The organism is Thalassobacillus hwangdonensis (assembly GCF_042675915.1).
Classification (GTDB): Bacteria; Bacillota; Bacilli; order Bacillales; family Halobacillaceae; genus Thalassobacillus_A; species Thalassobacillus_A hwangdonensis.
In genome coordinates, this window is record NZ_JBHTKL010000001.1 from 168,171 (window position 1) to 183,209 (window position 15,039).

General features: G+C 42.7%; 16 protein-coding genes. 11 read left to right on the forward strand and 5 right to left on the reverse strand.

Translation table 11 applies throughout. The features are described from left to right. Positions 1-38: 38 nt before the first annotated feature. The 6 genes from ACFQ2J_RS00925 to ACFQ2J_RS00950 all read left to right on the forward strand — a co-directional run bounded on the left by ACFQ2J_RS00925 (position 39) and on the right by ACFQ2J_RS00950 (position 7,352). Positions 39-1,265, forward strand: a complete 1,227-nt coding sequence (locus ACFQ2J_RS00925; protein ID WP_386055723.1) for a metallophosphoesterase family protein — start codon at positions 39-41, stop codon at positions 1,263-1,265. Between the two features lie 12 nt (positions 1,266-1,277). Continuing rightward, positions 1,278-4,169, forward strand: coding sequence for an ATP-binding protein (locus tag ACFQ2J_RS00930; RefSeq protein ID WP_386055725.1), 2,892 nt, complete (start codon positions 1,278-1,280; stop codon positions 4,167-4,169). 96 nt (positions 4,170-4,265) lie between these two features. Beyond that, positions 4,266-4,769, forward strand: coding sequence for a GbsR/MarR family transcriptional regulator (locus ACFQ2J_RS00935; protein ID WP_386058284.1), 504 nt, complete (start codon positions 4,266-4,268; stop codon positions 4,767-4,769). A 95-nt stretch (positions 4,770-4,864) separates the two neighbouring features. Further along, a complete protein-coding gene (yhaM, locus tag ACFQ2J_RS00940; RefSeq protein ID WP_386055726.1) occupies positions 4,865-5,806 on the forward strand; it encodes a 3'-5' exoribonuclease YhaM in 942 nt (313 codons plus the stop codon). Positions 5,807-5,830: 24 nt separating this feature from the next. Beyond that, a complete protein-coding gene (locus ACFQ2J_RS00945; protein ID WP_386055728.1) occupies positions 5,831-7,099 on the forward strand; it encodes an MDR family MFS transporter in 1,269 nt (422 codons plus the stop codon). Between the two features lie 52 nt (positions 7,100-7,151). Beyond that, complete coding sequence (locus ACFQ2J_RS00950; protein ID WP_386055730.1) at positions 7,152-7,352, forward strand: sporulation YhaL family protein; 201 nt, start codon at positions 7,152-7,154, stop codon at positions 7,350-7,352. Between the two features lie 98 nt (positions 7,353-7,450). On the opposite strand, the gene ACFQ2J_RS00955 is transcribed toward ACFQ2J_RS00950, so the two are convergent. Beyond that, positions 7,451-8,353, reverse strand: coding sequence for a peptidylprolyl isomerase (locus tag ACFQ2J_RS00955; RefSeq protein ID WP_386055731.1), 903 nt, complete (start codon positions 8,351-8,353; stop codon positions 7,451-7,453). Between the two features lie 194 nt (positions 8,354-8,547). On the opposite strand from ACFQ2J_RS00955, the gene ACFQ2J_RS00960 reads away from it, so the two are divergent. Next, a complete protein-coding gene (locus ACFQ2J_RS00960; protein ID WP_386058287.1) occupies positions 8,548-8,631 on the forward strand; it encodes a YjcZ family sporulation protein in 84 nt (27 codons plus the stop codon). 81 nt (positions 8,632-8,712) lie between these two features. Here ACFQ2J_RS00960 and ACFQ2J_RS00965 read toward each other — a convergent pair whose 3' ends face one another. Further along, the gene (locus ACFQ2J_RS00965; RefSeq protein ID WP_386055733.1) at positions 8,713-8,895 is read right to left on the reverse strand and encodes a hypothetical protein; all 183 of its coding nucleotides are present in this window, start codon (positions 8,893-8,895) and stop codon (positions 8,713-8,715) included. 184 nt (positions 8,896-9,079) lie between these two features. Beyond that, positions 9,080-9,628, reverse strand: a complete 549-nt coding sequence (locus ACFQ2J_RS00970) for a DUF3267 domain-containing protein (protein WP_386055735.1) — start codon at positions 9,626-9,628, stop codon at positions 9,080-9,082. Between the two features lie 217 nt (positions 9,629-9,845). On the opposite strand from ACFQ2J_RS00970, the gene ACFQ2J_RS00975 reads away from it, so the two are divergent. Next, a complete protein-coding gene (locus ACFQ2J_RS00975) occupies positions 9,846-10,178 on the forward strand; it encodes a DUF1878 family protein (RefSeq protein WP_386055737.1) in 333 nt (110 codons plus the stop codon). A 63-nt stretch (positions 10,179-10,241) separates the two neighbouring features. On the opposite strand, the gene ACFQ2J_RS00980 is transcribed toward ACFQ2J_RS00975, so the two are convergent. Continuing rightward, positions 10,242-10,814 (reverse strand): HTH-type transcriptional regulator Hpr, encoded by a 573-nt coding sequence (locus ACFQ2J_RS00980; RefSeq protein WP_386055738.1) that lies wholly within the window; start codon positions 10,812-10,814, stop codon positions 10,242-10,244. 382 nt (positions 10,815-11,196) lie between these two features. Then, a complete protein-coding gene (locus tag ACFQ2J_RS00985; RefSeq protein ID WP_386055739.1) occupies positions 11,197-11,712 on the reverse strand; it encodes a GbsR/MarR family transcriptional regulator in 516 nt (171 codons plus the stop codon). Between the two features lie 276 nt (positions 11,713-11,988). On the opposite strand from ACFQ2J_RS00985, the gene ACFQ2J_RS00990 reads away from it, so the two are divergent. The 3 genes from ACFQ2J_RS00990 (at position 11,989) to ACFQ2J_RS01000 (ending at position 15,030) form a co-directional block, all read left to right on the forward strand. Then, the gene (locus ACFQ2J_RS00990; RefSeq protein ID WP_386055740.1) at positions 11,989-13,191 is read left to right on the forward strand and encodes a quaternary amine ABC transporter ATP-binding protein; all 1,203 of its coding nucleotides are present in this window, start codon (positions 11,989-11,991) and stop codon (positions 13,189-13,191) included. Continuing rightward, on the forward strand, positions 13,175-14,026 hold the full coding sequence (locus ACFQ2J_RS00995; RefSeq protein WP_386055741.1) for an ABC transporter permease: 852 nt from the start codon (positions 13,175-13,177) through the stop codon (positions 14,024-14,026). Before ACFQ2J_RS00990 ends, ACFQ2J_RS00995 begins: the two co-directional genes overlap by 17 nt. 77 nt (positions 14,027-14,103) lie before the next feature. Next, on the forward strand, positions 14,104-15,030 hold the full coding sequence (locus ACFQ2J_RS01000; RefSeq protein WP_386055743.1) for a glycine betaine ABC transporter substrate-binding protein: 927 nt from the start codon (positions 14,104-14,106) through the stop codon (positions 15,028-15,030). The last annotated feature ends 9 nt before the right edge of the window (positions 15,031-15,039 follow it).

The following is a 15,039-nucleotide window of genomic DNA, read 5'->3' on the forward strand; positions in this document are numbered from 1 at the left end:
TACAATGAAATCAATTGATAAAGTAGGAGGGGACACCGATGAGCGAGACACTTCGCTTCCTTCACTGTGCTGATCTACACCTGGATAGTGGATTCAAAGGAATAGGGGAGCTGCCTGGAACACTGGCTGAAGATATTCGAGAAAGTACCTTTTATGCGCTTGAATGTCTTGTTGAAAAAGCCATCCTGCATCATGTTGATTTTGTTCTTATGGTTGGTGACCTGTTTGACTATGAGACGCGTAGTCTGAAGGCGCAGCTCAGGCTGAAGCATGCATTTGAACAATTGAATGCGCAAGGGATCCCGGTATATATCAGTCATGGAAATCATGACTACATGAACGGACCATTCCATGCCATCGATTACCCGGAAAATGTCCATGTATTTTCAGAGGAAAAGGTCACATCAATGCTTTTCCAAAAAGACGGAAAACCGCTAGCCCGTTTGTATGGGTTCAGTTACCAGGACAGGGCGATGACAGACAGGAAAGTGCACGAATATCAGAAGCTGGACGACACCCTTTTTCATATAGGAATGCTTCATGGAAGTATCGATACCAATACGGATCACGACGTCTATGCACCTTTTCACATGAAAGAACTCACGGCTGCAGACATGGATTATTGGGCGCTTGGCCACATACATAAACGTGAGATTCTTACTGACAATCCTCCTGTAGTTTACCCAGGTAATATCCAAGGACGTTCAACTAAAGAGACTGGAGAAAAAGGGTGCATGCTGGTTGAATTGACTGAAACGGATCACACCCTTGAATTCATTCCTTTACAGGCGTTTCGGTTTGAAAGGATATCATTGGACGTCTCGGAAACGGACCGACTGAATCAGCTGGAAACGTTCCTTACTCAGAAAAAGGAAGAATGGAGACAGGATGCTCCTGCGGTGATTAAGCTCGAGCTTACTGCAAAAGGGGAATTCGTGAAGCGTGTTGATGACAGTGGAGAGCTCGCTGAGTTGATTGACGTTTTAAATGAACAAGAAGCACACGAAACTCAATGGATCTGGTTGAGCCAACCCTCCATCAATGAAATCCCTTCATGGGATGAACAAAAGTTGAGAGAAGAAAAGCATTTTATGGGTGAAGTCGTCAGACAGACGGACGATACAACCTCTGCCGGTGAATGGCTCGAACCTTTGTATCGACATCGAATCGCGCGCAGGCATTTGGACTCCTTATCCCTTGAGGATGAGGAGGAGATCCTTGAAGAAGCTAAAGGGCTAATATTAAGGCACTTACTTAAAGAGTAGAGGAGGGGTAACTTGAAGATCTCCAAGCTTCACATATACGGTTTTGGAAAATGGCAGGATTATACTTGTACCCTTGATTCCTCATCATTCGTATCGCTTGTCGGGAATAACGAAGCAGGAAAGTCTACGATCAGGCAGTTCATCTTGTTCGTTCTGTTCGGTATGCCTCCCCGAAAACGTGAAGCCTATCAGCCGAAGTCCGGTGGTACCATCGGTGGTAAGCTCGAGTTGGTGAGTGATAGAGGAAAAGTAACTATAGAACGCATCCATGATAAACAAAATGGAGCAGCTATTTGTCATTTAGAAGATGGATCAACAAAAGGTGAAGAATTTTTGACGGAATTGCTAGGTGGAATGAACAAAGAGGTATTCCAATCCATCTATTCCTTTCAGGCGGAAGATTTGACCGCACTTCACCATTTGACGGCTGAAGAAATCGGAAATACGCTTCTGAGTATTGGGCTTTCGGGATCCAGCCTGATCCATGACACTGAGAAGAGCCTGAAGCAGGATTTAGAAGCGGTGTTCAAGCCACATGGCAAGCGACCTGAACTGAATGTTGCATTCAATGAACTTGATCAGTTATCCAAAGAGTTGAAAGAGCTTGAAAAAGAAGAGGCAAGCTATAGCAGTCTCGTCGGGCATCTTCAACAAATGGAAGAAGCGACTTCGCACGCCAGCGATTCCTTGACACATACACGTGAAGCGTACTATCAGTTGAAGCGGGTGCTTCAAGCAGAGGATCTGATCAAGGAATTTCATAAACATGGAGTGGAAAGCAATGAACAGGTGGAGCAGTTTCCTGTAAACGGAAGGGAACGTTTGCAGGCTTTGAAGGACCAGAGCCTGCCAATCAGAAGTGAATATAATGTCCATACCAAGAGTATCCAAGAAAAAGAGACAGAACTGCTCGAACTTGAAAATTCGCTGCCATCAGCGGAATGGAACGATACGTTTCAGCAATGGCTGAATGATTTGGATCCGTTTCGCAGAGATTTGGATAAAGAGGTTGAGTGGAAGCGGAGCCTTGAGCAGGAAAAAGATGCGTTGGAGAAAGAATTAGCATCTCTGAAGCTCGATATGACTATGGATGATTTGCCCACTTATGAATTTCCTTTCTACCTTGAAGAAAGATGGACGCAATTGAACAAAGAGCGCAGCCGGCTGATGATGGAAGCGGAGCATTTGGAATCTTCGAAGATACAGCTTACACAAACCCTTGACCAGCTGGATAATGCCAAGAAGAAGCTGGAAGAGAGACAGATGTCTGAGGATGAATACAGAACTTCCTCTCACTTACTTGATGAACATGAACGACAGCAGCGTTCTCAAGTAAGGCGCAAGGATGCTGATAAAGCGCGTACGTGGATGTATGCATTGATTCTTTCATTAATTGGTGCAGCTGCGGCATGGTTGCTGACATCTCCCCCGTTAGGAGTCTTTGCTCTATTGCTCGGAGCATGGTCTGGATGGAATTATTTCCGGGAAAAAGGAACAGAGACGGAGGTTGAATCAGGCCCCTCTACGAAACTGTCCGCAACTGAGTATGACCATTTACAACAGAAACTGAAGGCTCATGAAGACGCCTTACTGGAAATGCGTAGTCTTCGAACTCGTCTAGAAGAAAAAGAAGAAGAGACGATTCGAATCGATCAACAGAAGGTGACCCTCGAAACCAGGATTTCCGGGCTCCAGTCTCAGGTTTCAAAAGAGGTAGCGCAATATCCTTTTCTTGAAGGGATCGATCCTGATTATTGGATAAAAATACTCCAGGTCCTGCTACCTTTAAAAAGGGATTGGGAGAAGCATGAAGCATGGAAGGAACAATTTGAATCATTGCAAATCAGGAATAAAGAGCGTTCCAATCAGCTTTTTGAGTTTTTCAACCATTCTGGATGGGAATGGGAAGAATACATTGTTTCGAAAAATCTGGCTTATTTGGAAACGGTCCAGAGTGAACTCGAGCAGAAACATCATCGGATCGCATCGTTACGTGACTCGCTGGAACATTCAAAAGAACAAGCAGCGTACCTTAGTCAAAAACTTCACCCATACCAATCAGAGGTGGAGGCACTTTTCCATCAGGCAGGGGTGGAAGGTGAGGAAGACTTCTTAAATAAGGCCGAAATGGTGGAACAAATCAGATTCCATCAAACAGAGCAAACACAGCTTCGCAGACAGCTGAAGGGTACCCTTTCTGAGGAAGAGCTGACATCGTTCAACCTGCTTGACCAATTGCCGGACTTTGACCGGATTTCCTTTCAGATCAACAATACAAAAGAAAGAATGAATGAACTGGAAGCTGCAATTGCTGAGCGGAAGGAACAGATTGCCAGTCTCAAGCACCAAATCAGTCTATTGGAAAAAAATGGCGTGTTTTCTGAGGTTAGACATCAGTATCAGCAAAAAAGAGACCTTTTCCAACAGTCTGCCAGGAAGTGGGCAGTCAAACAGGTTGCTGCTGAGCTTCTGAAACAAACGAAAGATGTTTACCAGCACCAGTACCTTCCTGAAGTGACACGATCAGCAACTGACTATTTCAAACGATTGACTGGCGGCAAGTATATCCAAGTGGCGTTTCATCCAGAGCACGAAAAGCTGGTGGTGGAGGATGCTGTTGGCTTCAGATACCTGTCCACGGAGCTTTCCCGCGGTACATCGGATCAGCTGTACGTTGCACTGCGTCTTTCCATCAGTACAATCATCTCTGAAACGAATCCCCTGCCATTTCTGATTGATGATGCGTTTGTTCATTTTGACGAAGGCCGGAGAGAAGTGATGGAAGCAATACTTGAGGAACTGGCCGGCACGCATCAAGTCATCCTCTTCACATGTAGGAAGGACCGAGTGAAAGAAGGCCAGCACGCCATTCTGCTTGACCAGGAAACCAAAGTCGCAAATTGAAAATATTAATGATAAAATGTCTAAAGATACGATTGAAGGATGGAGGGAAATCCATTGCCGAGGGATAGAAGTGATTGGGAAAAGCATGAAGAAACGATGGACAAGTTCATCCAGGTGGTTGCCAAGAATATGAGCCTGTATGGAGTGAATCCCTCCATCGGGCGCTTATACGGTGTACTCTATTTTGCTGAAGAGCCTATGACACTGGATGATATGCGAGATGCATTGGAAATGAGTAAGACTAGCATGTCAACAGGAGTACGGGCACTCTCGGATATGAAAATGGTGGAACCCGCATTTAAGAAAGGGGTCAGAAAAGACCTCTACAAGTCAGAAGAAGACTGGTACAAATCATTCACCACCTTGTTCGGCAGCAGGTGGAGACATCATACGGAAACCAATATCGAAGAAGCCGAAGAGACGATCCAGGAATTAGAGAGTATAGCTTCTGAAACGGATGATGAAACGTTGAAGACGAGGATAGAGTCTGATATCGACAGGCTCCGATATGCGCAGAACTATTACCGCTGGTTGATGCGTTTCATCCATGTAGTCGAATCCGGAAAGATATTTGAGTTTGTACCTAAAGACATGAATTAGAGCAGCATGAGAAGAGCTTTTTCCTCAAACCTGATGAACGCAAACATTGGTTTGAAGGGAAGGGCTCTTTTTAAAAGGAAAGGGAGGGAAGCAGGATGAAAAAAGGAATCACACAGTATGGAGTCGGGGATGTGTTTGACCATTTCTTATTGATAAAGTCTTCGAAGAAAGGTGTAGCAAGCAATGGAAAACCCTTTCTCACATTGATATTGAAAGATGCGACAGGGGAAATAGAAGCTAAATTATGGGAAGCAACTAAAGAGGATGAAGAATTGTTCACATCCGACACCCTGGTGAAATTGCAGGGAGAAGTGAATCAATTCAGAGGAAGAGCACAATTGAAAATTCATTCGATCCGACCTTCTCAAGCGACTGATGGAGTGAAGGCATCGGATTTTGTGGAGAAAGCCCCGGTAGAAAAAGAAGTATTGATGGACCGGATCACAGAAGCGATTTTCGAAATGCAAAATCCGAACCTGCAGCGTATTACTCGATATCTTGTACAACACAATCAGGATGCTTTGCTTACTTACCCGGCCGCTGTCAAAAATCATCATGAGTATATCTCAGGTCTTGCCCATCATATTGTCTCTATGCTGGATTTGGCTAGTAATTTGAAAGACTTGTACCCGGAATTGAACAAAGACTTGTTGTATGCTGGTGTCATTTTACACGACTTAGGGAAGCTGAAGGAACTTTCCGGGGCATCCAGTCCCTCTTATACACTGGAAGGTAAGCTGATCGGCCATATCCCGATGATGGTGCAGGAAATTTCAAAAGTCGCAGAGGAATTGGGAATAGAGGGGGAAGAAGTGACCATCCTTCAGCATCTCGTCCTTTCCCATCATGGCAAAAATGAGTGGGGTAGCCCGAAGGTGCCTCAGGTTAGGGAAGCGGAGGTTCTACATATGATCGATTTAATGGATGCTAAAATGAATATGATGAACCGTGCACTGGATAAGGTTTCCCCGGGGGAATTTACGGAACGGATCTACCCTATGGACCAGCGGGTATTTTATAAACCACACTTCGAATAAACAACATAGACAGGGGAAAGAAAAATGAAATGGAAAGATTGGGATCGCAACCTTCGCATCCGATTGTTCGGCGAGGGTGCGATGAATTTTTTATTCTGGTCCTTTTTTCCGTTTATGACCATCTATTTTGAACGGTCATTCGGAAAAGATAAGGCTGGATTGTTACTCGTCTTATCACAAGCCTTTTCTGTAGTAGCAAGTCTTATTGGTGGATACTGTGCAGACCGGTTTGGCAGGAAGAAAATGATGGTCATATCGGCAATCGGGGAAAGCCTGACATTCGTCCTGTTTGCTGCAGCGAATTCACCCTGGTATCAATCATCTATATTGACCTTCATTTCGTTCAGTCTGCTTGGCGTTTTCGGTGCCCTATATTGGCCGGCTTCCCATGCAATGGTGGCGGATGTAGTAGCAGAAAAACACCGCGCATCGGTTTTTGCGGTGTTTTACACAGCAATTAACATTGCCGTGGTCATTGGACCGATCATTGGTAGTGTCGTTTTTTATACATACCGATTTGAAATGCTTGTGACAGGATTTGTGATTACCGCTCTGCTAAGTGTCATTCTTGCTGTCTTTCTTGAAGAAACGGCAGAATTGAAGAAAAGGGAGAAACAGGCAGGTACACCATGGTATCGTGCGGTTTGGAATGAATTGTATGATTACAGGATCATTGCAAAGGACATGAATTTTCTATTGTTCATAATCGGTGGAGTGCTGGTAGCGCAGACTTTCATGCAACTGGACATCCTCATTGCAGTTTATACGACGGAAGTGATCCAAAATCAGACGATCTTCCAACTTGGTGACCTCAATATCCAAGTATCTGGTGAGAAGGCATTCGGGTTGGTTTTGGCCGAGAATGGTCTGCTTGTCGCCTTATTTACGGTTTACATTACAAGAGTGATGAATCGCTACAAAGAAAAATGGGTGTTCGTCACCTCGAGCTTGATTTATGCATTTGCCATTACATTATACGGAATGACACAAAACATTTGGATGTTCTTTATTGCCATGGCATTGTTCACTTTCGCCGAGCTGATGGTTGTAGGAATACAGGAAAGTTTCATATCAAAATTAGCTCCGGAAGATATGAGAGGGCAATATTTTTCAGCAGCTAGTCTCCGTTTTACCTTGGGAAGACTGCTGGCACCTCTGATCTTAGTCATGACGAATTACGTATCATTCAAGACTGCGTTCATTTTTTTAGGAATCCTTGCTCTAGGCAGTGGACTCATCTATTATTTGATGTTCCAGCGTCTTGAGAAGGAAACACAAGTGAAGCTGTCATAATGCCCTCCTTGTCCTCATAAGCTAGTACAAAGCATACAGGGAGGACAGTAGGATGTTATTAGGAATTCCCGTTTGGGTGTTTTTCTGTATCGTATTCATTTTCATCAGTGGGTATATGGCTTTCCGTGCGTTCAAAGCAGAACACCATCTGGAGCAGCAATTCATTGAACGAGAAGGGCAAGTATACATGAGCAGGATGGAAGAGGAAAAGAAGTCTCGGGACGAAAAGAAACAGAACGTAGCATCAGGCTGATGAAAGAAAAACCAGGCTAGTCGCTAAGCACTTATGGCGATATCTTGAATTAAAAAAAGGAAGCTCATTGAATGAGCTTCCTTTTCTAATGGTATTGCTTAGCCATGAGATCCGTCTTCAGATTGTCCTGCATTTTGTGCAGGTTTATCGAAAAGATCTTCAAACTGTTCAATTTTCACATCGATTTCGGCTTCGTCCATCATTTTATCGATTTTCTCCTGGACTTTAGCCTGATCGACTTTCTGAGATGTCAATGTACGTTCGATTTCTTCTTTCTCTTCTTCATAGGAACCGACATCTTCGATTTTACGCTCATCGGTCTTTTTGATGATGTGCCATCCGAATTCAGTCTCGATCGGTTCACTTACTTCCCCTTTTTCCAAAGCATATGCAGCTTCTTCAAACTTTGCTGTCATTTGACCTGGTCCGAAGAAATCAAGATCTCCACCCTGCTGTGCAGTACCATCTGTACCATATTCTTCAGCAAGTTTAGCGAAGTCTCCGCCATCTTCGATTTTTTGAGCTACTTCCTTAGCAGTTTCTTCATCTTCCACTAGGATATGGCTTGCTCTCACTTCAGTTTTCATGCGCTCATAATATTGCTTCATTTCCTCTTCAGAGATCTCCACGCCTTCTGTTGCGGCTTTTTCCTGAAGGAGGCTCAAGCGAATGGTTTTCTTGAAGTCTTCTTCATCTTTGAATCCATTCTGCTGTAGAAGCATAGGGAACTGTTCCCCGTATTGTTCCTTCAACTGATCCACTTCTTTATTAACTTCTTTATCGGTCACTTCATAGTTTTCGGAAAGAACTTCTGTCAGAACCATTTCCTGAAGCACTTGTTCACCATGCTTGTTCATCATTTCCTGATAAAACTCTTCCTTCGTGACATCACCGGCCTTAGTTTCAACTACCGCTTCTGAGTCTTTCTCAGCATCGGAGGAACATGCGGACAATGTCAACACACCTGCTGCTACTGTGGCAGCGATTGCAAATTTTTTCATAAACTCGTACACCCCTAATTCGTTGTAGTTACTTAGACGTCTTGTCTGTCAAACAGCCTATGACATAATATAACACATTTACCAATCGAAAGACCAGTCCAACTAACAAAAGATGCGGGTTAGGGACATCCGCCTATCCAATAGGAGAAGGGCCTGCATACGATACATTACGTATCTGATAAGGGGGTGAGGTTGTGGGTCATAAATACGGTGGCGGATTCGCGTTGATCGTTGTGCTTTTCATTTTGCTCATTATTGTAGGTGCAGCGTGGCTGTAATACCGATCTCACAAAAAGCAGGCACCCCATAATGGAGTGCCTGTTTTTCTATTTGTAAATATGCAGGGCGTTGCCTGCAGTTTATAGTGCGTTCAGAACTTCTACATATGAAGAGATCAGGAGAATGGTAATCAGCACATTGATGGTACGGAAGACACGTGCTTGCTTTTCCTGCGCCATATTAGTCTTCATACATAAGGATTGGGTCAAAGAGTTGAAGATGAATAGTATGATTAAAGCGTAAAAGACAAATACAATTGCCACGGCGGAATTACCTCCTTTTTCCCTTATGAATCTACCTTATCAAAGTTCCCCAAAAAAGAACAGGGGAAACATGTGACAGAAAACGACGGACGAATACGCCAAAATTAATTAGAAAAGAGAGAAAATGCGTTGCACCTGCACACGCATTTTCAATTAGTACATTATTATTAAATTGAACAAGCATTTATGCATTCTTTCGTTGGATGAGAATGTCGTACCCATCTTTTGCGTTTTCGATGATGCACTGTTTCGGTGCACGCATGAAATGGTTGATATATAGGAAGTCAGGAAAAGACAACCCGATATTCACCGATGCAAAAAGAACGAAATATGCGAAATAATTCGGGAACACATACCCCATGCTTAAACTAGGCAATGTGATGAATAGGGTAGGTGCCAAAGCCATCAGGATCGACGTCCTCTTTGACAGCTTGGAATGGCAGCGATAATGGAAGGTCGGATATAAGCGTCTTTTGAACTTCCATTTCACTTTCACTTTTTTATAAGTCAGAATCAACGGCAACAGGTGCATCATCCGATGAAGGATTGGTAAAAAGAACAAAATGACGACCAGCGGCAGAAAACCATGGTCTTTCACATCGTGTGCACCATGAAAGATAGAATACGGTATATAGAGCATCAAAAAAGACAATAAACCTGTCAGAAAAGAAATGAGATAGATACGATTCAGGCCGAAGTCCTTGTCAATATTGACAGTTTTCCAGCAGTTCATCTCACCAGCCTCCTTACATCGAATAGTTCTGTGCAATTGAATGAATCACGGGTATGATATGGTAAGAATTAATTGCTATGTATCGGTGAGCACAAATGGAATCATAGTACGATTTGATAAGAAAAGCAATAGGTTTTACAAAAAAAAATAAAACTCTTTGAGAACCGTTGTGACAGGGCTTGCAGGAGAGGCTTACTTACAGGGAGGAGGTCCATGGATGGAAGGTGAAAACAGGTGTCAGCGATTGGAATTTCAATTGAAGTTATTACTGGAAATGGAGGAAGTGGATCATTATCCTTTCATTAAAATGATCATCGAAAAAAGGTTGACGGAAGATGAGTATGAAGAGGTTGTTGAACTGCTCGAAGAATTACAACAAAAATTCGAGGCGCAGAAGGATGAAGGGATGGTGCATCACTATGGGCTGATCATCCAATTCGCAGGGATGTTGACTCCTAAGCTCGTCCCTGATGAAGTGATGGATGCGTTAATAAAAGAAGGACGGTTTTTAGCGTTGATGGAAGCCTTCCAAAAAATAAAAAAAGGATGACTCAAATGAAGGTGAATCCCTGAAAAACAGAATTTACCTTGATATTGAGCATCCTACAAATAATTATGATGACTTGGGAGTGGAATTATGAAAATCTTTAAAGTTTTCTGTGTTCCCGTATCCTTGTGCCTTCGCATTCTCAAGGGATCGTTCAAGAATCTCGATATAATCTTCCCCGTAAATCTCTTTGATCAATGCGGATAAATCCATGAATTCAGGTCGTTTCCCGTAAATTTCAGTCATGGGCAATACGCCATTCAGTACTGAATTTTTTTCCGGATCGTAGGCTTTCATTGTTGCCTCCAGCAATTCTTCTCCTTCATTGGTCAACTCAATATACGTGTTACGTTTATCGTGCTCTTTTTTAGAAAACTTCAAAAGACCACGTGACTCGAGTTTTTTAGAGAAATTGAATGCAGTAGATACATGCATGACCCCGAATTTGGAAACCTCTGAAATACTTGCCCCTTTCAAATGGTAGGCAATCCACAGGATATGGTGTTCATTGATGTTCAATTGAAAAGGCTTGATCCAGTCCTGCCAGTCCTTTTCGATTGATTTCCACAAAGCTTTGGCCAATTGTGCCATTTTGTGACTGTACAATATTGCGTCATCTTTTGTGAAACGTTCACCCATATAAATCACCTTCTTTTGGGATTGATGTTTCAAACATGTAACAGTTACTTCTACCCTTCATTTCAAAAAAGAAACCCCTTTATTAAATCTATTCACTTTTTATTTTATTTAAAAACATATTTTTTTCAAGAATGGATATGCTGACTGGTAAAAATTATATAAAATGGTTTGTGTTTTTGTTTTATTAATATAATAAAATTTTCAAATTTAAAAAGAACTATAGTAATAAACATTTAGTATGCAGAGTATAAAAACGGTTCATAAGTTTTCTTAGGAAAATTATAGTTGTTGAATAAATTTTCTTGAACAAGTCAATTTTCTTTATACCAATATAAAAATAAGAGAACGATCAAACCTGAAATGTCAGATCGTTCTCTTACCACTAACTTTTAGAGATTTCCATGGGTGCCATTTCCTTGAAAGTTTTATAAACCATAGAATGAAATTGTGTCATCGCTTCAATTTTATGATAAATTTCTTTCGCTTCTTCGGATTGACCCTCGTTTTTTTGAGAGTGATTGTCTATGTCTTCTTTTAATGAATGTAAAGACTTATCCTGACGATCCGTCGCATCGATCCATTTTTGGATATACATAGTAATGAACTTTTTATAAAGGTTCTTATCCGCTTTATACAAATCTTTTCTTACGCCTTTTTTCCATACACGCTCGACAAGATTCAAATCGACAAGCGTGCGAATCCCGGTACTCATTGAAGTTTTACTTTTTCCGAGTGCGACGCTCATTTCATCTAATGTCATAGGTGAATCATGGATGTATAAGGTTGCGAAAAGTCTTGCTTCTGCGGGAGTGAGTGCAAACATTTCCAGTGTTTTTGAGAACTCATGAATCACTTTCGTATGCAATTCATCTAGAGTGTTGGTTTCCTGATGAGTCATAAGCTCCTCCTTCTTCCGTTTCTAGTAACTAGATTACAACAAACCCAGTTTATTTAAAAATTCTCCTCTATAAAGCATTCCGGAGCAAATAGAAGCAAATAGAAGTACAAGTTAGTTTTACTTCATACAGTTTAAACTGTATGTATTTTTTATACTTTATTATCGGTATTTATTGTTTGAACTTTATATTACAAATAGGTTACAGTATGTAAGGCATTGTTCAATTCGGACAAATTAAAAGAAAGAATCGATAAATTGAAGAGTGAGGTGAACTCCATGCCAATTATCAAAGTAGAAGACTTATCAAAAATCTTTGGTAAAAACGCGAAGCAGGCTACGAAACTGCTTGACCAAGGATTATCAAAAGAAGAAATCTTGAAAAAAACCGGTAATACTGTCGGTGTAAACCGTGCTTCCTTCGAAGTGGAGGAAGGAGAAATTTTTGTCATCATGGGGCTTTCCGGAAGTGGAAAATCAACATTGGTCCGTCTGATCAATCGTCTGATTGAACCAACCGAAGGAAATGTCATGATTGATGGAGAGAATCTGGCGAAGATGGATAAAAAAGACCTGCGTCGTGTTCGACGTGAAAAACTGAGTATGGTCTTCCAGAAATTTGCGCTATTCCCTCATCGCACCATCCTCCAAAATGCAGAATTTGGTTTGGAGGTACAAGGAATCGATAAGGATGAACGCCATAAAAAAGCGAAAGAAGCTTTGGAAATGGTAGGATTGGGCGATTATATCCACCAGTATCCAGCCCAGTTGTCCGGAGGGATGCAGCAGCGTGTAGGACTAGCTCGTGCACTTGCCAATGATCCGGAAGTACTGCTGATGGACGAAGCTTTCTCTGCGCTGGATCCTTTGATCCGTAAAGAAATGCAGGATGAATTGTTGGACCTTCAGGAAACGATGAAAAAGACGATTCTGTTCATTACCCACGATTTAGATGAGGCGTTACGGATCGGAGATCGGATTGCCTTGATGAAAGACGGGAAGATTGTCCAGATCGGTACACCAGAAGAGATTCTTGTAAACCCTGCCAACAATTATGTTGAAAAGTTCGTAGAAGATGTCGACCGCTCCAAAGTATTAGCAGCACAGCATGTTATGAAGCGACCGGAAACAGTGGATATTGATAAACATGGCCCGCGTGCTGCGTTGGAGAGAATGCGTAAAGAAGGACTATCCAGCATCTACGTCGTCGATCGCAAGCGAACCTTACAAGGGTATGTGACTGCGGATGATGTTTCGTCTGCTGTCAAAGCTGATAAAAACGATCTGCGTGAAATTTTACGTACGGATGTTCCGAAAGTACATCTGGATACGCCGATGCAGGCAATCTTTGATGTCATCCACGATTCTCCTGTACCGGTTGCGGTAGTGGAAGATGAGAAATTGAAAGGGATCATTGTTCGTGGAGCAGTGATTGCAGCGTTAGCTGGAAGTGAGGTGACCTTGAATGGATATGATTCCTAAGATTCCTATGGCTGAATGGGTTGATTCGGCTACGGAATGGACAACAGAAACATTTGAATTTCTATTTGATTTTATTAAGGATGATTTTGGAGATTTCATCGATTGGTTCGCGGAAGATGTATTGATGGCAATCCCGCCATGGGCTTTCATACTTGTAGTAGGTGTACTTGCTTTCTTAGCATCCGGTAAACGTTTCGGGCTGGCGGCATTTTCGATTGTCGGCCTCTGGTTCATTTACAACCAGGAGCTTTGGGGCGAGCTGATGAATACATTCACACTGGTCATATTCGCCAGTCTGATCTCAGTAATCATAGGTGTGCCATTTGGAATATGGATGGCAAAAAGCAGGACAATGCAGACCATCCTTACTCCTGTACTGGATTTCATGCAGACGATGCCGGCATTCGTTTATTTGATTCCGGCAGTAGCATTCTTCAGTATCGGAATGGTGCCAGGTGTGTTCGCATCGGTAATCTTTGCGACACCTCCGACGGTTCGTTTTACAAACTTGGGAATCCGTCAAGTGTCAGGCGAACTGATCGAAGCTTCGGATGCGTTCGGAACAACCGGCATGCAGAAACTGTTCAAAGTCCAATTGCCGATGGCGAAAAAGACCATTATGGCAGGGATCAATCAGACAGTCATGCTTGCATTGTCCATGGTAGTAATCGCATCGATGATCGGTGCAAAAGGTCTGGGTCAGACAGTTATTACAGGGCTCCAGCGTGCCGATGTAGGTAAAGGATTTGTGGCAGGTTTAGGAATTGTTATTCTGGCGATCATCATCGATCGTTTTACTCAAAACCTGAACACGCAAAAAGGGGAAAATGTTTAAACAGTGGGGATAAGGTATGCTGCTTTTCTTGCAGCTTACCTTCTCAAATATATACTATTTAAAGGGGAGAGGTTAAGATGAAGTTCAATTTGAACTGGAAACACTTGGGCCTAGCAGCTGGCCTATCATTTACATTAGTAGCAGCAGGTTGTGGATCAGATGATGAAGCATCCGGAGATCAATCTGACAGCAGTGGTGACGTGAATTACAGTGAAGAAATGGATTACACGATCACTGGAATAGAAGCGGGTGCTGGAGTTGTAGCGGCTGCTGAAGACGCGGTGGAAACTTATGATAGCTTGAGCGGTTGGGAAGTAGCTACTTCCTCCAGTGGTGCAATGGCTACTGAACTTGGAGAAGCAGTGAAAGATGAAGAACCAATCGTTGTGACAGGATGGACGCCACACTGGAAGTTCGCTAAGTATGACCTTAAGTATCTAGAAGATCCTGAAGGTTCATTTGGTGGCGAAGAGCAGATCAAGACAATGGTTCGTAAAGGTCTTGAAGAAGACAAGCCGAATGCCTATAAGCTGTTGGATCAGTTCAAATGGGAAGCGGCTGACATGGAAACAGTAATGCTTGATATCAATGAAGGATCTTCAGAGCAAGAAGCAGCACAAGCTTGGATTGAAGATAACCAGGATAAAGTTTCAGAATGGACAGATGGTGTAGAAGACGTTGACGGTGTGGAAGTTGAACTTGTATATGTCAACTGGGATTCTGAAATCGCATCAACAAACGTCGTAGCAGAAGTAATGAAGCAAAAAGGCTTTGACGTAGAAATCACTCCACTAGAAAATGGTGGTATGTGGGAAGCTGTAGCACAAGGAGAAGTAGCTGGAATGGTTGCTGCTTGGTTGCCGGCTACACACGAAGCTCAGTTAAGCAAGCATGAAGGAGAAGTGGTCGACCTAGGAGCGAACTTGGAAGGTGCGAAAATCGGCCTTGTCGTTCCAAAGTATATGGAAGTTGACTCCATCGAAGACTTGCAGCCAGCTGAATAATTGAAAACC